Origin of the sequence: Rhodanobacter sp. T12-5, from assembly GCF_008329435.1 — a bacterium.
Classification (GTDB): domain Bacteria; phylum Pseudomonadota; class Gammaproteobacteria; order Xanthomonadales; family Rhodanobacteraceae; genus Rhodanobacter.
Window position 1 is genome coordinate 223,714 of sequence record NZ_NPKN01000007.1, and the last position, 19,754, is coordinate 243,467.

Below are 19,754 nucleotides of genomic sequence, written 5' to 3' on the forward strand. Positions count from 1 at the left end.
CGGGTTCCGTTCGCCAGCGCACATAGGGCGGCAGCGTGTGCATGTCCGGTTGGGTACCCGCAGACCGGCCTCGTTTGACGCCACCGATCCACAGAAAACACGTTGGCATCACGGTTCAGGCGCGTCTAATGTTCTGCCCGTCGTCGAGCCTAGGCGACCTGCTGTCGTACTGTTTCTGGCCGCCTGGAGCAAAAATGCCCGATGCCGCTGACCCTAGTTGCAATGCGTTGCTTGCAGCACTTTCAACGGTGGCTTACGCGCGGCTTTCCCCGCACATGGAACCCGTGCGCCTGTTGCGCGATCAGAGGATTCACGACCCCCACGTTCCCCAGCGCCAGGTCTATTTTCCCATCGACTGCATCGTTTCCCTGCAAACCGTACTCAGCGATGGTTCGTCCGATGAAATCGCGATTGTCGGCAACGAAGGCGTCGTGGGCATTGCCGTGGTCATGGGCAGTGACAGCGCGCCCAGTCGTGCACTGGTGCGCCGCGCCGGCCATGCCTGGCGCATCAAGGCGGAGTGCCTGCGGCATGAATTCCAGCGCATCGGCGAACTGCAACTCGCGCTGTTGCGCTATTCCCAGGCCTTGTTGACGCAAATCGCGCAAACCGCCGTCTGCAACCGCCACCACATGCTGGATCAGCAATTGTGCCGCTGGCTGCTGATGACCCTGGACCGGTTGCCATCCAACGAACTGACCGTGACCCAGGAACAGATTGCCAACATGCTCGGCGTGCGCCGCGAGGGGGTGACCGAGGCTGCCGGCAAGCTGCAACGCGCCGGCGCGATCCGGTATAGCCGCGGCCGCATCGACGTGCTGGATCGGCGCAAGCTCGAAGAATCCGCCTGCGAATGTTACCGGGTGGTCAGCCGCGAATGCAGCCGCCGCTTGCCGCCGCCGCTATCCATCGCGGAGCCCGCTGTTGAACGCCAGCGGCAGGAGCAAGTACTGGAACGACCCTTCCGCCTGATGAATGCGTGAGCGGGATGTTCATGCTGTCGGTCGGTCGACTGCACCTGCGACCCTGGTGCTTTCAGCCGCGATGAATCGCCGCCCCGGGACCGCTCAGCCACTCGCGTGCGAGCATCGCGAAGATCACGTCATCCACCCACTCCCCGCGTAGCCACAGGCTTTCGCGGTGATGTGCCTCCTGGCGCATGCCCAGCGCACGCAGCATCGCCACGCACGCGAGATTGCGCGGATCCACCGACGCGTGGATGCGATGCCGGCCGAGCTGCCCGAACACGAACGCGAACATCGCCCGCACAGCCTCACTGGCGTAGCCGCTGCCCTGATGTGTCGGGGCGATGCTGATTCCGAATTCGACCGAGTCTTCGGCCTGTTCCGGCAGGTTCACACCGACATCGCCGATCAGCTGGCCGCTGTCGCGCAGGCGAATCGCGCGCTGGAACCAGCCCGAGGCTTGCGGTTGCGTTGGCTGCGCCGCGATGAAGTCGCGCGCCGCCGCCACGTCGACTGGACACCAGCCCTGGAAGCGCGCCACCACCGGATCGGCGCGATACGCGAACAGGGCCTCGGCATCCTGCGGGCGCAGCGCGTCAATCCGCAACCGCGCCGTGGCCAGTTCCATCGCTCAAGCCGGACGGCGTGCCGCAGCCGCCGCACGGATCGCCGTCGCGTGCTCGACCAGGTCGCGCCGTTCCAGGGCGAAGATGCCCATCTGGCCGACCTTGAACTCGATCCAGATGAACGGAACCTCCGGCAGCAAGGCAGCCAGCGCGTGCTCGCTCTCGCCCACCTCGACGATCAGCAGGCCATCCTCGGTGAGATGGTCGGCCGCCTCGTCGAGCATGCGCAGGCACAGATCCAGGCCATCGCGGCCGGAGGTCAGGCCCAGCTTCGGCTCGTGTGCGTACTCGCCCGGCAGCGCGGCGTATTCGTCCTCGGTGACGTACGGCGGGTTGGAGACGATCAGGTCGTACTTGCGTCCGGCCACGCCGGCGAACAGGTCGGACCGGATCGCCTCGACGCGATCCTCGACGTGCTGGAAAGCGATGTTCTCGCGCGCCAGCGACAGCGCCTCGTCGCTGATGTCGACGATGTCGACCTGCCACTCGGGGTTGTACTCGGCCATCGCGATGCCGATGCAGCCCGAGCCGGTGCACATGTCCAGCGCCCGCTCGATGTGGCGCTCGTCCAGCCATGGCGCGAAGCCCGACTCGATCAGCTCGGCGATCGGCGATCGCGGCACCAGCGCACGGCGGTCGCTCTTGAACTTCAGCCCGGCGAACCAGGTTTCGCCGACCAGGTAGGCCACTGGCAGGCGCTCGGTCACGCGGCGCTCGATCAGTGCCAACACGTTCGCGCGCTCGGTCGTGGTGAGCCGGCCCGCGCCGTACGCCGGCGGGATGTCCGGCGGCAGGTGCAGGCTGGCCAGCACCAGATGAGTAGCCTCGTCGATCGGATTGTCGTGGCTGTGGCCGAAGGTCAGCCCGGCAGCCGAGAAGCGGCTGGCACCGTAGCGGATGAAGTCGATGATGGTGGCGAGTTCGGCGGTCACGGCAACACCCGAAACGGAAGGGCCGGCAAGTATAGCTGCCGCCTGAGGGCCGGAGAGCGAGGAGTGAGTGAAGAGGAGTGAGGAGTGAGCGAAAGCAGTTCGTCGGCGGCTTGCCCTCTTTTCTCTCACTCCTCACTCCTCTCCACTCACTCCCAGCCCCGTATACTTCGGCGGATGACTTTCAACGTATTCCTGCAGTACATCCTGCCGCACCGCGCGCTGTCGCGAGTGGTCTACTGGGCCACGCGCTGGACGCTCGCGCCGTGGAAGAACTGGCTGATCGCCACCATCGTGCGCAACTACGACGTGAACATGGCCGAGGCGGCGCAGCCCGATCCGCTGGCCTACCAGCACTTCAACGCGTTCTTCACGCGCAAGCTGAAGCCCCACGCGCGCCAGGCCGATGCCGACCCGGCCGCCCTGCTCTCGCCGGCCGACGGCCGCATCAGCCAGGCCGGCACGATCGTCGACGGGCGCATCTTCCAGGCGAAGGGGCAGGAATACACCGCCGCCGAACTGCTCGGCGGCGACGAAGCCGCGGCTGCGCCGTACCGCAACGGCCGCTTCGTCACCGTCTACCTGTCGCCGCGCGACTACCACCGCGTACACATGCCGCTGAAAGGCACGCTGAAGGAAACCGTGCACGTGCCCGGGCGCATCTTCAGCGTGGCGCCGTTTGCGGTCGCGGCGATTCCTCGGTTGTTCGCGCGCAACGAGCGGCTGGTCTGCCACTTCGAGGGCGAGCACGGCCCGTTCGTGGTGGTGATGGTCGGTGCGATCCTGGTCTCGTCGGTGGCCACGGTGTGGGACGGCCTGGTGATCCCGCCGTACGCGTCGTCGATCCGGCGCAAGTCGTTCGCCGGCCAGAACATCACGCTGGACCGCTTCGCCGAGATGGCGCGCTTCAACATGGGCTCCACCGTGATCGTGCTGCTGCCCGACGGCACGGCCTCGCTCGATCCGCTACAGCCGCAGCAAGCGGTACGGGTCGGCGAGCGGCTTGGTCATCGCTGAATCCTGCACGGAAAACTGACGCCAAGCGTCATTTTGTGACGCCCTAGGCGCAATTCCGGAAAGCACCCCGCTACGCTCGCGTCTGCTGTCGTGCCGTCAGGGCCGCTCATTCCAGCGTCGAGGGGACTCATGCAAATACTCACTCCGTTCTTCGTGATGATGCGGGCGCGCCAGCTGGGCCGCCAATTCCGCGATATCGAGCGCAGCATCCGGGCGCTGCCCAGGCGCAGCCGCGAACGACTCAGCCTGCTCGCCCTGCGCGAGATCGGCCAGGCTTCGCGCAGCGACTTTCCGCATCTGTACGGCACTGCCCCGGAGACGCGTTTCCTGCCTTGGGGCCAGGGCACCGATGCGGGCTACGAACGCGCCAGCTCGAACAACAGCGAAGTCGCGTTGCGCGGCATCGCGCTGTGGCTCGCGGTGGTCTACCACGAAACCAAGAATTCACCGCATGCCAGCCTGCAGCCGCAACATCGGCAAGTCATGCAGCTGCTGCGCGAGCTGAAGGAAGTCCACGGCAGCGGCCACACCGTCGAAAGCTGGATGAACGACACCGCCGCTGCCTGAGTAGTTGCAGCAGCCGGGCGTGAGCAGCAGCAACGCCCGCTGTCCGCCCAAGCCCTGCCCTCACTCGCTCAGTGGCACGCCGGCAGCGTCAACACCTGCCCGGCGCGGATCCGATGATGCTTGAGGCCATTCATCTCGGCCACTTCCTGCACGCTTGAGCAATGCAGCTTGCGCACGATGCTGATCAGCGACTCGCCGCGACGCACCTTGTAGCGCCGGGCGCTCGCGGCCACCGGCGGCGCCACCGGTGAGGTCACCACCGGGACGACGGCGTGATGCAGGTCGCCGGCCAGGATCGGCCATGGACCATCGACGCAACGCGACGCGTAGGCACCCTCGAGATTCTTCGGCAAGGCCAGCCGCGCACCCGCCGGCTGGGTCACTTGCGGGTCCAGCTTCGGGTTGAGATTGCGCAAGGTGCGGAACCAGCCGTCGCTCATGCCGCCGGCAGAACCCAGGCAGACGGTCAGTTCGGACAGCGATGCCGGCCGCTTCAGGATGACCGAGCCGGGCGCACCGTCGATCTTCGGGAAACGCAGGTTGTAGCTTTCCGGATGCAGGAACAACCATGCCGCCGCCAGCACCGACGGCACGTAGTCACGGGTTTCCTGGGGAAGCGCGTCGTAGATGCGCGGATCGTAGAAACTCACCGAAGTGTCGTCGCCGACCAGTCGGCCCATGCGCCCTTCGCCGGTGTTGTACGCGCCGATGGTCAGTTCGAGGTTGTCGTTGAACTTGCGCAGCTGCTCGTTGAGGTATTCGGCATTGGCGCGGGCCGATGCCGCCGGATCGAAGCGCGTGTCGAAGCCGTTGTCGGTGCCCAGGCCGAAACGCATGCCGGTGGCATACATGAACTGCAACGGCCCGGCCGCGCCCGAACGTGACACCGCATGCACCTTGCCGCCGGATTCCTTCGCCACCATGCCGAACAGCAGCGCTTCGGGCAGGTCCGCCTTTTCGTACTGCGGCCACATCTCGAAACGCAGGTGTTCGTAGTTGACGTACGCATCCATCAACTGCGGCCGCCACTGGGTCAGCCACATTTCCAGCGCGGCCTTGACCGGCCCATTCATCGCGATCAACTGGGACAGCTTCTGCCCGTGCAGCAGGGTCACACTGCGTTGCGCCTGCGGCAGGCTGGCCGCGCCGGCCTTGCCGGCGGCCAGCGCCGCCTGCGATGCATCGACGTCGCCGTTCAGGTCCTGGTCGCCGCCGAAATCGCCATCCTTCAAGCGCAGCATGTGGTCGAACACCGAGAAGAACCGCTGCGGATCGCAACCTTCCGTGCTGCCGCAGAGCGCCGCCGTCTTTTTCAGCTCGTCCAGCGAACGGGTCAAGGTCAGTTGGGACGCCTGCAAATTGCCTTCACGCGATTGCTGCAGGGCGGTCTCGTAGCTTTTGCTGGCCTGGTCCAACTGGCTGTAAAGGGCATTCACCGACGCCGACTGCCGGGTACCGCCGCTGCTGCTGCAGGCGCCGAGCAGGACAAACGCCACGGCAAGCGGAGCCAGGCGCATGGAACGAATCGCGGAACACGACACCATCACTAACTTCACCTGCAAAAAGACCCACCATAGCTGGCGCAGCAGCTCGACTCAACGCAATCGCCACATGACGCGACGGCGCCGGCGTCTGGCTACAATCGCTCGACACCAAGGGACGGAACACCATGACTGACATCCTGATCGGCCGCAACGACAGTGCCAGCGTCAATCTCGACCCGCATTACGGCAATCGCCACGGGATGATTGCCGGCGCCACCGGCACCGGCAAATCCGTCTCGCTGATGGTGCTGGCCGAAGGATTCTCGAAACTCGGCGTGCCGTGCTTCCTTGCCGACGCCAAGGGCGACCTGGCCGGATTGGCGATGGCCGCCGGCGAGCCGGGCGACAAGCTCAAGGCCCGCCTGGCCAAACTCAAGCTCACCGACTGGAAAGCGCAGGCCAACCCGGTGGTGTTCTGGGACATCTATGGCAAGCTCGGCCATCCCGTGCGCGCCACGGTCAGCGAAATGGGCCCCACCCTGCTCGGCCGCGTGCTGGAGTTGAACGACACCCAGGAAGGCGTGCTCGAGGTGATTTTCAAGGCTGCCGACGACCAGGGCTGGCTGCTGCTGGACCTGGCCGATCTGCGTGCGCTGCTCACCTACGCCGCGGAGAACGCCAAGGCCATTTCCACCCAGTACGGGCTGATCAGCACGCAGAGCATCGCCGCGATCCAGCGCGCGATCCTGAAACTGGAAGGCGACGGCGCCGACCAGTTCTTCGGCGAACCGGCGCTGGAACTCACCGACCTGATGCGCCAGGACATGAGCGGGCACGGCATCATCAACGTGCTGGCCGCCGACCAGCTGATCATGAAACCGCGGCTGTATTCCACCTTCCTGCTGTGGCTGCTGTCCGAGCTGTTCGAGCAGTTGCCGGAAGTGGGCGATCTGGACCAGCCGAAGATGGTGTTCTTCTTCGACGAAGCGCACTTGCTGTTCGACGACGCCTCGCCGGCGCTGCTGCAGCGGGTCGAGCAGGTCGTGCGGCTGATCCGCTCCAAGGGCGTGGGCGTGTACTTCTGCTCGCAGAACCCCGACGACGTGCCCGGCGTGATCCTCGGCCAGCTCGGCAATCGCATCCAGCACGCGCTGCGCGCGTTCACCCCGCGCGACCAGAAGGCAGTCAAGGCCGCGGCGGAAACCTTCGTCGCCAACCCGAAACTCGATGTCACCGAAGCCATCACCAAGCTCGCCGTGGGCGAGGCGCTCGCATCCACGCTGGCCAACGGCGGCGTACCCACGCCGGTGGAACAGGTGCTGGTGACGACCCCGTGCTGCCGTATCGGCGCGATCACCGACGCCGAGCGCAGCACCATCCGCCAGCGCTCGCCGGTGGGTGCGAAATACGACACCGCCGTCAATCGCGAATCCGCCGCCGAGATGCTGGCCAAGCGCGCCAGCGACAAGGCCGCCGATGCCGCCACCGTCGCCGCCGATGCGCCCCCCAAGGGCAGCCTCAAGGACACCGATGCCGGCTGGAGTGGCGCCGTGCACGACGCGCTGTTCGGCACCAAGCGTCGCCAGGGCATGATCGAAACCATGGGCAAGCAGATGGTCCGCACCGCCGGCAGCCAGCTCGGTCGGCAGATCCTGCGTGGCGTACTCGGCGGCATCTTCGGCGGCAAGCGCTGAGCGCACGACGGCATGCCACGCGTTGAAACCGTCGCCGCCGACACATCGTTCCACGCACGCCTGCGAAGCGGCTTCGGCTATCCGTTGCGTGGCGCCGCCCTGCCCACCTGCGTGGTGCTGCCGCTGATCCATTACGCCGGCTTGTTGCCGGGCTACATCGGTGCGCTGGCCAGCGCACTGGTATGGGCCGCCACGCGGCGCTATGCCGATCACCCGCTGCGCATGGAGATCGACGCGCAACGACAGCAGTTGGCGAGCCCCGCATGAGCCGCTGGCGTCCGCCCTCCCCCGGCTCCACCGCGATCATCACCCGCGAGGGTTTCGAGCGGCTCAAGGCCGAACTCGATCACCTCTGGCACGTGCTGCGCCCGGAGGTGGTCAAGGCGCTCGCCGCTGCCGCCGCCGAAGGCGACCGCTCGGAAAACGCCGAATACATCTACCGCAAGAAACAGCTCGGCGAAATCGACCGCCGGGCGCGTTACCTGAGCAAACGCATCCCGGCGCTGAAGGTGGCCGAAGGCGCACCCGCCGATCGCAACAAGGTGTTCTTCGGCGCCCGCATCGAGCTGGAGAACAGCGATACCGGCGAAATTCTGCGCTACCGCATCGTCGGCCCCGACGAGACCGACGCGAAGCTTGGCTGGATCAGCATCGACTCGCCGCTGGCCCGGGCCGTGCTGAAAAAAAGCGTCGATGACGAGTTCGCCGCCGAACTGCCAGGCGGACCGGCCGAATTCACGGTGATCGCGGTGGACTACGACTGATCGTCCAGCCCGCGTATCACCCCGCGCTGTTCGGCGGCGACCAGCTGGTTTCCCGGGAAATCCACGGCGGTGACGGGCGCTGGCATTTCCTCACGTCGGCCATGCACGGCTTGCCCGCTCGAAATCGTCCGGATCCGGGTAATCGCCGAGCGCTTCATGGCGGGCGATGGCGAACGGCAAGCCCTCGCCGGCCAGGAGAGCGGCATCGGCCACTGCCAGCACGTCCTCGCCATAACCGATCCAGTTCGCCACCTCCTGTGCATTGCCGCGCGCGTGATGCCCACTCACGTCCAACTCCACCGAGCCATCATGTGCGATGAGGCCCTGCCAGATACGGGTCATCTGATTGCCCGCGTCACTTACCTCGGTGGCAGCAACTGCGCGGGCGGATAGCGTCTCCCGGCGCGCTTCGGCTGATAGCAGACGGTGGTGCGATGGAAGGCTTCGTCGGCGTTCGCCGGATGCCAACCCGGGATGCCCGACAGCGGAAGCGGGCGCAGTTCCAGCGGGTCGTGCAGCAGCATGCCGGTGGCGATCAGCCCGGCGCAGTGCGCGCCGGCTCGCCGGATATCCACGTCGCCGGTCGACAGGAACACCACCGCCTTCCCTACCAGCAACTTGTCCGGATTCAACGCAAGTTCCAGCAGCGCATGCCCGAACAGCTCACATCGGATCGAACCGTCCAGCCACGCCTGCCGGTTTTGCCAGAACAGGCCGTGCCAGTCGTGCGCGTCCCACAGCCGCAGCAATGCCGGATCGCGCAGGACCACGATGACGCCGCCTTCGTCGAAGTGGGTCATCGCGTACTGGGCACGCGAGCGCTGCTTCGGACCCATGTGCGCGATCTCGGCCATCTGGCGCAGGTTCAATGCCTGTTTCAGCGCCGGATATCGCAGCCATGCCAGCGCATTGAGCAGGTCGTGCCAGTTGCCCTCGCGGGTGGCGATCCGGCCGTGTTCGGCGATGCGCTGTTCGTAGTGCAGGCCGTCGGCGAGCAGGTCGGGATCCTGCGCCACGAAGCGGAATGATGCCGTGGTCGGCCACAGTGCGTTGAGTGCTTCGATCGTGGGCCAGAGCGGCCCTTGCAGCAGGTCGGCGTGGTCCTGCCAGGTCGCCAGCGGCGGCCGATCGAATACCTGCGGATCGACCGTGCCGCGGGCGGGCGCGACATAACGCACGGTCCTACACGAGCTTGAGCTTGGGATGGGCCAGCCGCGCGTGCAGGTCGTGTTCGCTGGCCGCTTCGATCACGACTTCGACGAACTGGCCGGGCTTCAGCGCCTGGCCGTCGGCGATCAATACGCTGCCGTCGATCTCCGGCGCGTCGGCGGCCGAACGCGCGACCGCGCCATCGGCATTCGCCTCGTCGACCAGCACGGTCATCGTGCTGCCGATCTTGCGCTGCAGTTTCGCCGCGGAGATTTCTGCCTGCACCGCCATGAACCGCTCCAGCCGATCTTCCTTCAACTCCTCGGAAACCGGGTCGGGCAATTCGTTCGCCTTGGCGCCGTCGACCGGCGAATAGGCGAACGCGCCCACGCGATCGAGCTCGGCTTCGCGCAGGAAGTCGAGCAGTTCCTCGAACTCGGCATCGGTCTCGCCGGGGAAGCCGACGATGAAGGTGCTGCGGATGGTCAGGTTCGGCACCAGCTCGCGCCAGTGGCGGATGCGCTCCAGCGTCTTGTCGATGTTGCCGGGGCGCTTCATCAGTTTCAGGATGCGCGGGCTGGCGTGCTGGAACGGGATGTCCAGGTACGGCAGGATCTTGCCGGCGGCCATCAGCGGCATGATCTCGTCCACGTGCGGGTACGGGTAGACGTAGTGCAGGCGCACCCACACGCCCAGTTCGGACAGGCCCTCGCACAGTTCGGTCATGCGCGTGCGATACGACTTGCCATGCCACTCGTGCTCGGCATACTTCACGTCGACGCCGTAGGCGCTGGTGTCCTGCGAGATCACCAGCAATTCCTTGACGCCGCCCCTGACCAGCTTCTCCGCCTCGACCAGCACCTCGTCGACCGGCCGCGAGACCAGGTTGCCGCGCATCGACGGGATGATGCAGAAGCTGCAGCGGTGATTGCAGCCCTCGGAAATCTTCAGGTAGGCGTAATGCTTCGGAGTCAGCTTGACCCCCGTGTCCGGCACGATGTCGAGGAACCGGTTGCGCTGCGGCGGCAGCGCGGTGTGTACCGCAGTCATCACGCTGGCGTAGTCCTGCGGGCCGCTGATCGACAGCACATCGGGATAGGCTTCACGGATCAGCGCCTCGCGCTTGCCCAGGCAGCCGGTGACGATGACCTTGCCGTTCTCGTGCAGAGCGGTGCCGATCGAGTCCAACGACTCCTGCACCGCCGCATCGATGAAGCCGCAGGTGTTCACCACCACCGCATCCGCCTCGCCGTAGCTGGGTACGATCTGGTAACCCTCCACCTTGAGCTGGGTCAGGATGCGCTCGGAATCGACCAGCGCCTTGGGGCAGCCGAGGCTGACGAAACCGATCTTGTGGGCGGGCTGGGACATGACTTGGGTTACCGTGAAAACGCGCGGGGAAACAGGCGATTATAGGGGAACGGGGAACCGGGAACGGGGAACCGAAAAACGGAGAGCCGAGGTTGTGCGACGCTCTTGTCGTTTCCCGTTCGCCTACAATCCACTCTTTCCCATCAGGAACTCCCGCCATGGGCCAGCAAATCAACCTGCCCACCACCCGCACGCAGTGCATTGGCGCGTATCTGGCCCGACCCGCGGGCAAACCGAAAGGCGGCATCGTGGTGATCCAGGAGATCTTCGGGGTCAACGCGCACATGCGCAGCGTCGTCGACCGCTTCGCCGAACACGGCTATACGGCCATTGCACCGGCGTTCTTCGACCACCTGGAAAGCGGCGTGGAGCTGGGCTACGACCGGGCCGGCTACGCCAAGGGCAAACAGCTGATCACGGAACTGGGGCTGGACCGTGCGCTGGAGGATGTCGCCAGCGCAGCCGAGGCGATTTCGTCCGCCGGCCGGATCGGCACGGTCGGCTATTGCTGGGGTGGCACGGTGGCGCTGTTGTCCGCGCTGCGGCTGGGGTTGCCGTCGGTAAGCTACTACGGCGCGCGCAACCTGCCGTTCCTGCATGAAGTGCCGAAGGCACCGGTGATGTTCCACTTCGGAGAAAAGGATCCGAACATCCCGCCGGAGATGGTGGCGAAGCATCGCGAGGCGATGCCGCAGATGGACGTCTTCACCTATCCGGCCGATCACGGCTTCAACCGCGACGTCGGTGCGCAATACCACCCGGCCAGCGCGCAGCTGGCCATGCAGCGCACGCTGGCGTTCTTCGAACAGCACCTGGCCGACGCATGAGCGAAGCCGATTTCACGCTCGACCCGCGCCTGGCCATCGACACCTGCGCGGTCGCGTCATTGCCGCTGTGCGAGGTGCGCCTGATGAACGATGCCCGCTACCCGTGGCTGGTATTGGTGCCGCGTCGCACGGGCCTGGTCGAGATCACCGACCTGGACATCGCCGGGCAGGCCACCCTTTGGCAGGAAGTGAATCGCGCGAGCGCCGCGCTGCACGCCACTGCTCCATGCGACAAACTCAATCTCGGCGCACTGGGCAATATCGTGCGCCAGTTGCACGTGCATCTCGTGGCGCGCCGCGTCGGCGATGCGGCCTGGCCCGGACCCGTATGGGGACACGGTCACGCACAGCCGTATGCGAATGCCGACCTCCCCGGGAGGCTCGACGCGTTGCGCCGGGCACTTGCGGCAACGCTGCCATGACGCCCGACATCGAATTCGAAGCGCTGGCCGAGGACGCATTGCTGCTGCGCTTCGGCAACCGCATCGACCTCGACATCAATGCCCGGGTCCAGGCCGCGGCAGCCTGTCTGCGCCAGCGCCTGCCGCAACTGGAATGCGTGCCAGCCTACGCCAGCCTGCTGCTGCGCTTCGATCCGCTGGGCTGGAGCAATGGCGACGGCCAGTTGCCGCACTGGCGGGTACAGGTCGCCGCCAGTGCGGCACTGGCCGAGGCCGATACGTACATCCCCGCGCCACGCGAACTGCTGATCCCGGTGTGCTACGGCGGCGACTACGGCCCCGATCTGGCTGAAGTGGCGGCGCTATGCGGGCTTGATGCACAGGCCGTGACAACGCTGCACGCGGCAGCTGACTACCGCGTGGCGATGCTCGGTTTCGCGCCCGGCTTTCCCTACCTGCTCGGCCTGGACCCGCAGCTGGCGGTACCGCGGCGCAGCAACCCGCGCCAGCGTGTGCCGGCCGGCAGCGTGGCGATCGGCGGCAACCAGACCGGCATCTACCCGGATGAGCTGCCCGGTGGCTGGCAGCTGATCGGGCGCACGCCGCTGCGCCTGTTCGACATCGCCTCCGGCAACCCGTCGCGACTGGCACCGGGCGACCATGTGCGTTTCCATGCGATCGACGAAGATCGTTTCCTGCAGCTGGCTGCGGACCGCACCGCATGAGCGTCGAGATCATCAAGCCCGGCCTGTCGAGCAGCCTGCAGGATGGTGGGCGGTTCGGCTACCAGTCGCTCGGCGTGGGGCGGGCCGGCGCGATGGATGGCCCGGCATGGCAGCTGGCCAACGCACTGGTAGGCAACAGCCAGGGCGAGGCGGCGATCGAGTGCACCATGATCGGCCCGAGCCTGCGCTTCGAACAGCCTGCCGTGATCGCGCTGACCGGTGCGCCGATGAAGGCTGCCGTCGAAGAGCTGGTGCTGCCGATGTGGACCACCTGCCTGCTGCCGGCCGGCAGCGTGCTGCGACTGGGCGGCATGAGCATGGGTTGCCGAAGCTACCTTGCCGTTCGCGGCGGCTTCGCGGTGACGCCGTTGCTGGGCAGCCGCAGCAGCGACATGCACGCGCGGATCGGTCATGAACACGGCCGCGCCCTGCGCGCCGGCGACGTGCTGCCGCTCGGCACGGCCGAGCCACTGGTCGACCTTGCCCAATCGAACGAGCTGCACGTCCTGGGCTGGAGCCTGGACCCGCAGCCCTGGTTCGACTTCAACCCCCAGCCGCTGGCACTCCTGCGCGGCAGCCATGACGCGCAACTGGACGCCGTCTCGCGCCGGCTGCTCTACGGCGAAAACTTCGTGGTCAGCCAACAGGGCAATCGGACGGCCAGCCGTCTGGACGGCCATGCACTGCACCTGCAGGCGCCGTTCGAGATGATTTCCGAAGCCGCGCTTCCCGGCACCCTGCAACTGCCACCGTCCGGCCAGCCGATCGTACTGATGGCCGAAGCACCGGTCACCGGCGGCTATCCGCGGATCGGCCAGCTCGCCGCGGTGGACCTGCCGCGACTGGCACAACGCCGCCCGGGCGATACCGTATGCTTTCGCGACAGCAGCATGGACGAAGCGCTGGGCCGTCTGGCCGCGCGCCAGCAGCGACTGGCGCGGCTGATCGACACGATTGCCCAACGGCTGCAGGACATCGACCCGATTCAAGACCGGCCGATACGCGACCGGCTGAAGAGCATCCGGCGGGAACGCACTCCAATGGACCGTTCATGAACCACATCGACCTCAACGGCGACCTCGGCGAATCGTTCGGTGCCTGGCGCATGGGCGACGACGATGCGCTGCTGGCCCAGCTCAGCTCGGCGAACATCGCCTGCGGATTCCATGCTGGCGATCCGGACATCATGCAGCACACCGTGGCGCGGGCGATCGCGCACGGCGTGGCGATCGGCGCGCACGTTTCGCTGCCCGACCTACAAGGTTTCGGCCGCCGCGAGTTCAACATGACCCCAGCCGAAGTGCATGCGCTGACGCTCTACCAGATCGGTGCGCTGCACGCATTCACGCGGGCCGTCGGCGCCCGGCTGGCCCACGTCAAACCTCATGGCGCGCTGTACAACATGGCCGCACGCGACGCCGTGCTGGCGAACGCGATCGCCCGTGCCGTGCGCGACTTCGATCCACGGCTGCGGCTGTTCGGGCTGGCCGGCTCGGCCTTGCTCGCCGCCGGCAGCGCACTCGGCCTGAGCGTGGTGGCCGAGGGCTTCGTCGATCGCCGCTACCGCGCCGACGGCTCGTTGCAGCCGCGTCGCGAACCGGATGCGGTGATCGACGACGTCGAACTGGCGACCGCCCAGGCCCTCGGCCTCGCACGCGACGGCGAGGTACTCGCGCTGGACGGGCACAAAGTGCAGCTGCAGGTCGACACGCTGTGCCTGCACGGCGATGGCGCGCACGCGGCGCAACTGGCGTGCCGCGTGCGCGCCGCGCTTGAAGCCGCCGGCATGCGGATCGCGGCGCCCGAGCCCGCATGATGTCCACCTCCCGACACCACGGAAACCACGCATGAACTACTGGCCCCTGCTCGGCATCGCGGTGATCGTGATCGGCTTCGTGCTGCGATTCAATCCGGTGCTGGTCGTGGTCACCGCCGCGATAGCCAGCGGCCTGCTCGCCGGCCTGACGGCAGCGGACCTGCTCGCCCTGCTCGGCGAGAGTTTCGTCTCCAGCCGCATGCTGATGCTGTTCGTGCTGACCCTGCCGGCGATCGGCCTGCTCGAACACGCCGGCCTGCGGGAACACGCGCAACGCTGGATGGCACGCCTGAAGGGACTGACCCTGGCCCGGCTGCTGATCGGCTACCTGCTGCTGCGCCAGTTGCTGGCGACGCTCGGACTCACCGGCGTGGCCGGTCACGCGCAGACGGTTCGCCCACTGCTCGCACCAATGGGCGAGGCCGCGGCGGCGAAGATCCTGCCCAGCCTGGACGATGCCGATCGCGACGACTTGCGTGCCGTCGCCGCGGCCACCGACAACATCGGCCGTTTCTTCGGCGAGGACGTCTTCATCGCGCTCGGTGCGGTGTTGCTGATCCAGGGTTTCTACAGCCAGCACGGCATCGAGCTGAGCCCGCTGTCGATCGCGTTGTGGGCGCTGCCCACGGCGATCGCGGCCTTCGTCATACAGTCCGCGCGGATCTGGTTGTACCAGCGCCGCCTGCAGCGCCGCGCTGCCGTTGCAAGCATCGAATCGGCGACCTGAGCATGCTGCGCATCGAATATGCCTACTGGCTGATCGCCGCCTTCCTGCTCTACACGGGCCTGCGCAACCTGCGCGAGCGGCATGTCTGGCATGCGGCATTCTGGCTCGTGCTGGGGGCGCTGTTCGGCGCCGGCGATCTTGTCCTGCGGCAGCAGGCCGCCGGCCATCCGCTGCCGGCACAACTGGCCGGTGTTGGCGTGATCGTGCTGGCGCTGCTGGCCCCGCGCCTGCGTCGACATCCCCATGTCGAGGACAACAGCACCGCCGAGCGTCTGCGCTCGGCGATCGCGCTCGGCCACAGACTGTTGGTGCCAGCGCTGCTGATTCCGCTGGTGACCTTGCTGGTGGCGCTGTTCGGTGCGTACCTGGCGATCGGTGGACATCACCTGTTCGCCACCGCGCAGATGACCCTGACCGGGCTGGCGCTGGCCTGCGTGATCGCGCTGTTCGCCGCCGCGCGCGTGGCGCGCGCCCCGCTGCATGCGGGCCTGGGCGAAGGCCGTCGCCTGCTCGACGCGATCGGCTGGGCGGCGCTGTTGCCGCTGCTGCTGGCGGCGCTGGGCGAGGTGTTCACGCGCAGCGGCGTCGGCGCGGCGATCGCCGCGCTGGCCACGACCTGGCTGCCTACCGGCAGCGCGCTGGCATGCCTGATCACGTTCGCGTTGGGCATGGTGCTGTTCACCATCATCATGGGCAATGCGTTCGCCGCGTTCCCGGTGATGATGGCCGGCATCGGCCTGCCGCTGCTGATCCGCCAGCACGGCGCCGACCCGGCGATCCTCGGCGCGATGGGCATGCTGTGCGGCTACTGCGGCACCCTGCTGACGCCGATGGCGGCCGATTACAACCTGGTGCCCGCGGCGCTGCTGGAACTGCGTTCGCCGTACGGCGTCATCCGCGCGCAGGTATGGAGCGCGCTGTGGATTCTTGCGGCCACCTTCGTGATGATGTGGCTGCTGGTGTTCCGCTTTCATCATTGAGGCAAGCCAAGCCATGAGCGCAGCCCTGCCACGCATCCTGCTGACCGGTTTCGATCCGTTCGCCGGCGAGCCTGTCAATCCATCGTGGGAAGCCGTGCGCACGCTGCACGGCAGCCGCATCGGCGGGCATCTCGTCGTGGCACGCCAGTTGCCGACCGACTTCGCCGCCTCGCTGCGCATGCTCAAGGCGGCCGTGCGCGAACTCGGCCCCGCGATCCTGCTTGGCGTCGGCCAGGCCGGCGGCCGCCACCAGCTGTCGATCGAGCGGGTGGCGATCAACCTGCAGGATGCGCGCATCCCGGACAACGCCGGTGCGCAACCGGTGGACGAGCCGGTCATCGCCGACGCGCCGGCAGCCTACTTCAGCACGCTGCCGATCAAGGCGATGCTGGCCGCACTGCAGGCACAAGGCGTGCCCGCGGAAATATCGAACAGTGCCGGCACCTATGTCTGCAATCACGTCGCCTACGCGATGCTGCACCTCGCCGCGAAACGGCGCGGCGTGCGCGCCGGATTCATCCACATTCCCTTCCTGCCGGAACAGGCGGCACGCCGGCACGGCGCTGCCAGCATGGCGCAGGCCGAGGTGGTGCGCGGATTGAAGATCGCGCTGCGCGCGGCCGTCGGCACCACGGTCGACCGCAAGCTGGGCGCCGGCACGCTCGACTGAAATCGGTCACCCCCATGAAAGAGGCCCGCGGATCGCTCCGCGGGCCTCTGATATCACGTGCTGCGCGTCAGGCTAGTAGCCGTTGCCGCTGTGATCGATGGGCGGGGCATCAGGCGCCTTGACCGGATCATGGTGGTCTTCCAGCTTGCGGGCCTTGGTGTCCTGCGGATTGATCTGTTTCAGCGTGCCCTTGTCGTCGTAGTACACCTTGAAGCCGTAGTCGAGCTGCATGCGCGCCATGTACTGCAGATGCTGCTTGCGGATCTTCGAATCGTCGCTGCGCTCCAGCAGCACCGTCTTGGGCAGCTTGCCCTGGTCCTTCAGGTAGGCGAAATGGCTGCCCGTGTCGATCGCCGACAACACCGCGCCATCGACCAGGAACTGGCCCTGCTTGTAGGCCTTGATGACGACATCGAACTGCCCCTTCATCGAGGCCGTGCTGACCTCCTCGCCCTTGGTGCCGCCGAGATGGCAACCGGCCAGCGCCAGCAGACTGCCCAGCATGATCGCGGCCGTCGCGCGCTTCAGCAATGTGGAAAAACGGATCATGCGGGTCTCCTTGCGATCAATCGGTTTGAGCCGGGGAGTGTAACCCGGCAGCGAACGGCGGCAACGGCCGGGATGGCGGCCATTCAGCCTGCGGTCTCAGGTGCGCGGCAGGGTCACGCCCTGCTGCCCCTGGTACTTGCCGCCGCGGTCCTTGTAGCTGGTTTCGCACTCCTCGTCGGATTCGAGGAACAACATCTGCGCCACACCCTCGTTGGCGTAGATCTTGGCGGGCAGCGGGGTGGTGTTGGAGAACTCCAGCGTCACGTGGCCCTCCCACTCCGGCTCCAGCGGCGTCACGTTGACGATGATGCCGCAGCGCGCGTAGGTGCTCTTGCCCAGGCAGATCGTGAGCACCTTGCGCGGGATGCGGAAGTACTCGACCGTGCGCGCCAGCGCGAACGAATTCGGCGGGATGATGCACACGTCCGCCTCGACGTCGACGAAGCTCGACGGATCGAACGATTTCGGGTCGACGATGGTCGAGTTGATGTTCGTGAATATCTTGAACTCGCGCGCGCAGCGCACGTCGTAGCCGTAGCTGGAGGTGCCGTAGGAGATCAGCTTGTTGCCGTCACGCAGCTTGATCTGGCCCGGCTCGAACGGCTCGATCATGCCGTGGCTCTCGGCCATGCGGCGGATCCATTTGTCGGGTTTGATGCTCACGTGAACTCCGGTCGGTGGCGATGTCGCCCGGTCGGGCCGGGCGCAAAGCGGCAAAAATACATGGTCGGGGTGCTGCCGCGCCAGCCGACCGCGTGGCCACGACCCCGCAGGAGCCCGCTCGCGGGCGATGCTCTCCCGATTCCGCAAGAAAAGCATCGCCCGCAAGCGGGCTCCTACGGGTGGAGTGGAATTTCAGCCAGGATATCCAGCGCCGCATGCAATTCCATGCAGCGCTCTGCGCTGGCCAGCACCTGCGCCGCCGTGCAGCCTGCACCCGGTAGCGCCACCATCACCGGTTGCGCGGCCAGCAATCGGGCGGACATGGTGTACAGGATTTCTGCCAGCGCCTCCTGCGCATGGTACGAGCCGCGCGCTGCGGTGTTGAGCAACAAGATCGGCTTGCCCGGAAACTCCAGGCTGCCGACCAGCCAGTCGAGCAGGTTCTTGAACGCACCGGGCACGCCGTGGGCGTATTCGGGGCAGGCGATCAGCAGGGCGTCGGCGCAGCCGACGGCTTCGCGCAAGGCGAGAACCGACGGCGGCAGCGGCGGCGCATCATCATCCGGGTTGAACAGCGGCAACGCGCCGAGCCCCTCATGCAGCACCAGTTCCAGTGTGTCCGGAGCCAGTTGCTGCACCGCCTGCAGCGCCGCGGTGTTCGACGACACCCGACGCAGGCTGCCGGACAGGCACAGCACGCGCCGCGGCGTCGACGGCATCATGTGGCGGGCGCGCCCTGCACCACGATCTTGCCCAACCCCAACGACTTGTTCCGAGGTTGCCGCGACAGCCGGCCGGCCGCGTTGCGCGCGATCTCGCGGTAGCGCGCAGCGAGGTCGGAATCGGGCATCGCCGCCACCGTGGGATTGCCACCGTCGGCCTGCTCGCGGATGCGGATGTCCAGCGGCAGCGAACCCAGGTATGGCACGCCGTATTGCGCCGACATCCGCTCGCCACCGCCTTCGCCGAAGATGTGTTCCTCATGGCCGCAGTTCGAACAGATGTGGGTCGCCATGTTCTCCACCACGCCCAGCACCGGCACCTCGACCTTCTCGAACATCTTGAGCGCCTTGCGCGCATCCAGCAGGGCGATGTCCTGCGGCGTGGTAACGATCACCGCGCCGGCCACCGGCACCTTCTGCGACAGCGTGAGCTGGATGTCGCCGGTGCCCGGCGGCAGGTCGACGATCAGGTAGTCGAGCTGTTCCCAGCGCGTGTCGGTGAGCAACTGCATCATCGCCTGGGTCACCATCGGGCCGCGCCAGATCATCGGCGTGTCCTCCTCGACCAGGAAGCCGATCGACATCACCGGCATGCCGTGCGCCTGCATCGGGGTGATGCTCTTGCCGTCCGGCGAGGCCGGCTTGCCGTGCACGCCCAGCATGGTCGGCTGGCTCGGGCCGTAGATGTCCGCGTCCATCACGCCGACCTTCGCGCCCTCGGCCTGCAGCGCCAGCGCGAGGTTGGCCGATACCGTCGATTTGCCCACGCCGCCCTTGCCCGAGGCCACCACGATGATGTTCTTCACGTTCGGCAACGGCCCCAGCGTGCCCTGCACCTTGTGTACGTGGATGCGGCTGGTGATCGACACCGCGGCCGACTCGATCGCCGGGTCGGCCTCCAGTGCCTGCCGCGCACGCGCCACCATGGCGTCGGTCGCGCCGGCCGCCGGATAGCCCAGTTGCAGGTCCACCGACACCTTGGCGCCGTCCACGCCGATCGCGCGCACGGATTCGGCCAGCGATGCGCCGGTATGGGTATCGATCAGTCCGCCCAGGATCTGGCGGACCAGGACTTCGTTCGCCTGTGTCATGAGGGCTCGGATGATTG

The 19,754-nt window shown here is 66.9% G+C and carries 24 protein-coding genes; 14 read left to right on the forward strand and 10 right to left on the reverse strand.

Annotated elements, in window-relative coordinates; translation table 11 throughout:
- The first annotated feature begins 74 nt into the window (after window positions 1–74).
- The gene (locus tag CIW53_RS14590; RefSeq protein WP_242451921.1) at window positions 75–983 is read left to right on the forward strand and encodes a Crp/Fnr family transcriptional regulator; all 909 of its coding nucleotides are present in this window, start codon (window positions 75–77) and stop codon (window positions 981–983) included.
- A gap of 52 nt (window positions 984–1,035) precedes the next feature.
- Here the strand turns inward: CIW53_RS14590 and CIW53_RS14595 are convergent, their stop codons facing one another.
- Both CIW53_RS14595 and prmB read right to left on the reverse strand, forming a co-directional pair.
- Window positions 1,036–1,593, reverse strand: coding sequence for a GNAT family protein (locus CIW53_RS14595; RefSeq protein WP_149365448.1), 558 nt, complete (start codon window positions 1,591–1,593; stop codon window positions 1,036–1,038).
- Window positions 1,594–1,596: 3 nt separating this feature from the next.
- Complete coding sequence (gene prmB, locus CIW53_RS14600) at window positions 1,597–2,523, reverse strand: 50S ribosomal protein L3 N(5)-glutamine methyltransferase (RefSeq protein WP_149365449.1); 927 nt, start codon at window positions 2,521–2,523, stop codon at window positions 1,597–1,599.
- A 174-nt stretch (window positions 2,524–2,697) separates the two neighbouring features.
- On the opposite strand from prmB, the gene asd reads away from it, so the two are divergent.
- Both asd and CIW53_RS14610 read left to right on the forward strand, forming a co-directional pair.
- Window positions 2,698–3,537, forward strand: coding sequence for an archaetidylserine decarboxylase (gene asd / locus CIW53_RS14605; RefSeq protein ID WP_149365450.1), 840 nt, complete (start codon window positions 2,698–2,700; stop codon window positions 3,535–3,537).
- Window positions 3,538–3,666: 129 nt separating this feature from the next.
- Complete coding sequence (locus CIW53_RS14610) at window positions 3,667–4,104, forward strand: hypothetical protein (RefSeq protein ID WP_242451922.1); 438 nt, start codon at window positions 3,667–3,669, stop codon at window positions 4,102–4,104.
- Window positions 4,105–4,172: 68 nt separating this feature from the next.
- Here the strand turns inward: CIW53_RS14610 and CIW53_RS14615 are convergent, their stop codons facing one another.
- A complete protein-coding gene (locus CIW53_RS14615) occupies window positions 4,173–5,648 on the reverse strand; it encodes a lytic transglycosylase domain-containing protein (RefSeq protein ID WP_149365451.1) in 1,476 nt (491 codons plus the stop codon).
- A 125-nt stretch (window positions 5,649–5,773) separates the two neighbouring features.
- Between CIW53_RS14615 and CIW53_RS14620 the strand changes: the two genes are divergently transcribed.
- From CIW53_RS14620 to greB, 3 genes are read left to right on the forward strand one after another with little or no spacing between them, the layout of a single operon-like run.
- Complete coding sequence (locus tag CIW53_RS14620) at window positions 5,774–7,282, forward strand: helicase HerA-like domain-containing protein (protein ID WP_149365452.1); 1,509 nt, start codon at window positions 5,774–5,776, stop codon at window positions 7,280–7,282.
- 12 nt (window positions 7,283–7,294) lie between these two features.
- Window positions 7,295–7,549 (forward strand): hypothetical protein, encoded by a 255-nt coding sequence (locus CIW53_RS14625; RefSeq protein WP_242451923.1) that lies wholly within the window; start codon window positions 7,295–7,297, stop codon window positions 7,547–7,549.
- Window positions 7,546–8,046: a transcription elongation factor GreB gene (greB, locus tag CIW53_RS14630; RefSeq protein WP_149365453.1), complete on the forward strand. Its 501-nt coding sequence runs from the start codon at window positions 7,546–7,548 to the stop codon at window positions 8,044–8,046. Before CIW53_RS14625 ends, greB begins: the two co-directional genes overlap by 4 nt.
- 90 nt (window positions 8,047–8,136) lie before the next feature.
- Here the strand turns inward: greB and CIW53_RS14635 are convergent, their stop codons facing one another.
- From CIW53_RS14635 to rimO, 3 genes are read right to left on the reverse strand one after another with little or no spacing between them, the layout of a single operon-like run.
- On the reverse strand, window positions 8,137–8,388 hold the full coding sequence (locus CIW53_RS14635; protein ID WP_149365454.1) for a hypothetical protein: 252 nt from the start codon (window positions 8,386–8,388) through the stop codon (window positions 8,137–8,139).
- A gap of 17 nt (window positions 8,389–8,405) precedes the next feature.
- Window positions 8,406–9,224, reverse strand: coding sequence for a DUF3025 domain-containing protein (locus tag CIW53_RS14640; RefSeq protein ID WP_149365455.1), 819 nt, complete (start codon window positions 9,222–9,224; stop codon window positions 8,406–8,408).
- Window positions 9,225–9,228: 4 nt separating this feature from the next.
- Complete coding sequence (gene rimO / locus CIW53_RS14645) at window positions 9,229–10,566, reverse strand: 30S ribosomal protein S12 methylthiotransferase RimO (RefSeq protein ID WP_149365456.1); 1,338 nt, start codon at window positions 10,564–10,566, stop codon at window positions 9,229–9,231.
- Between the two features lie 158 nt (window positions 10,567–10,724).
- Here rimO and CIW53_RS14650 point away from each other — a divergent pair, with 158 nt between their 5' ends.
- Genes CIW53_RS14650 through pcp form a run of 8 tightly spaced genes read left to right on the forward strand, consistent with a single transcriptional unit; the run spans window position 10,725 to window position 16,712 of the window.
- Window positions 10,725–11,393, forward strand: a complete 669-nt coding sequence (locus tag CIW53_RS14650; protein ID WP_149365457.1) for a dienelactone hydrolase family protein — start codon at window positions 10,725–10,727, stop codon at window positions 11,391–11,393.
- Window positions 11,390–11,815 carry an HIT family protein gene (locus CIW53_RS14655; protein WP_149365458.1) on the forward strand — a complete coding sequence of 142 codons (426 nt, stop codon included), beginning with the start codon at window positions 11,390–11,392 and terminating at the stop codon, window positions 11,813–11,815. Before CIW53_RS14650 ends, CIW53_RS14655 begins: the two co-directional genes overlap by 4 nt.
- A complete protein-coding gene (gene pxpB, locus CIW53_RS14660; protein WP_149365459.1) occupies window positions 11,812–12,519 on the forward strand; it encodes a 5-oxoprolinase subunit PxpB in 708 nt (235 codons plus the stop codon). The genes CIW53_RS14655 and pxpB overlap by 4 nt, the downstream gene beginning before the upstream one ends.
- Complete coding sequence (locus CIW53_RS14665; RefSeq protein ID WP_149365460.1) at window positions 12,516–13,574, forward strand: biotin-dependent carboxyltransferase family protein; 1,059 nt, start codon at window positions 12,516–12,518, stop codon at window positions 13,572–13,574. The genes pxpB and CIW53_RS14665 overlap by 4 nt, the downstream gene beginning before the upstream one ends.
- Window positions 13,571–14,335, forward strand: coding sequence for a 5-oxoprolinase subunit PxpA (locus tag CIW53_RS14670; protein ID WP_149365461.1), 765 nt, complete (start codon window positions 13,571–13,573; stop codon window positions 14,333–14,335). The genes CIW53_RS14665 and CIW53_RS14670 overlap by 4 nt, the downstream gene beginning before the upstream one ends.
- A gap of 31 nt (window positions 14,336–14,366) precedes the next feature.
- A complete protein-coding gene (locus CIW53_RS14675) occupies window positions 14,367–15,062 on the forward strand; it encodes a DUF969 family protein (protein ID WP_149365462.1) in 696 nt (231 codons plus the stop codon).
- 2 nt (window positions 15,063–15,064) lie between these two features.
- The gene (locus CIW53_RS14680; RefSeq protein ID WP_149365463.1) at window positions 15,065–16,042 is read left to right on the forward strand and encodes a DUF979 family protein; all 978 of its coding nucleotides are present in this window, start codon (window positions 15,065–15,067) and stop codon (window positions 16,040–16,042) included.
- A 13-nt stretch (window positions 16,043–16,055) separates the two neighbouring features.
- Window positions 16,056–16,712, forward strand: a complete 657-nt coding sequence (gene pcp / locus CIW53_RS14685) for a pyroglutamyl-peptidase I (protein WP_149365464.1) — start codon at window positions 16,056–16,058, stop codon at window positions 16,710–16,712.
- A gap of 72 nt (window positions 16,713–16,784) precedes the next feature.
- On the opposite strand, the gene CIW53_RS14690 is transcribed toward pcp, so the two are convergent.
- The 4 genes from CIW53_RS14690 to apbC all read right to left on the reverse strand — a co-directional run bounded on the left by CIW53_RS14690 (window position 16,785) and on the right by apbC (window position 19,737).
- Entirely contained in the window at window positions 16,785–17,261 is a 477-nt protein-coding gene (locus CIW53_RS14690) for a hypothetical protein (protein ID WP_149365465.1), read from the reverse strand.
- 96 nt (window positions 17,262–17,357) lie between these two features.
- Window positions 17,358–17,924, reverse strand: coding sequence for a dCTP deaminase (gene dcd / locus CIW53_RS14695; protein WP_149365466.1), 567 nt, complete (start codon window positions 17,922–17,924; stop codon window positions 17,358–17,360).
- A 173-nt stretch (window positions 17,925–18,097) separates the two neighbouring features.
- Window positions 18,098–18,646: an NADPH-dependent FMN reductase gene (locus CIW53_RS14700; RefSeq protein ID WP_242451924.1), complete on the reverse strand. Its 549-nt coding sequence runs from the start codon at window positions 18,644–18,646 to the stop codon at window positions 18,098–18,100.
- Complete coding sequence (gene apbC, locus CIW53_RS14705; RefSeq protein WP_149365467.1) at window positions 18,643–19,737, reverse strand: iron-sulfur cluster carrier protein ApbC; 1,095 nt, start codon at window positions 19,735–19,737, stop codon at window positions 18,643–18,645. The genes CIW53_RS14700 and apbC overlap by 4 nt, the downstream gene beginning before the upstream one ends.
- Window positions 19,738–19,754: the final 17 nt, after the last annotated feature.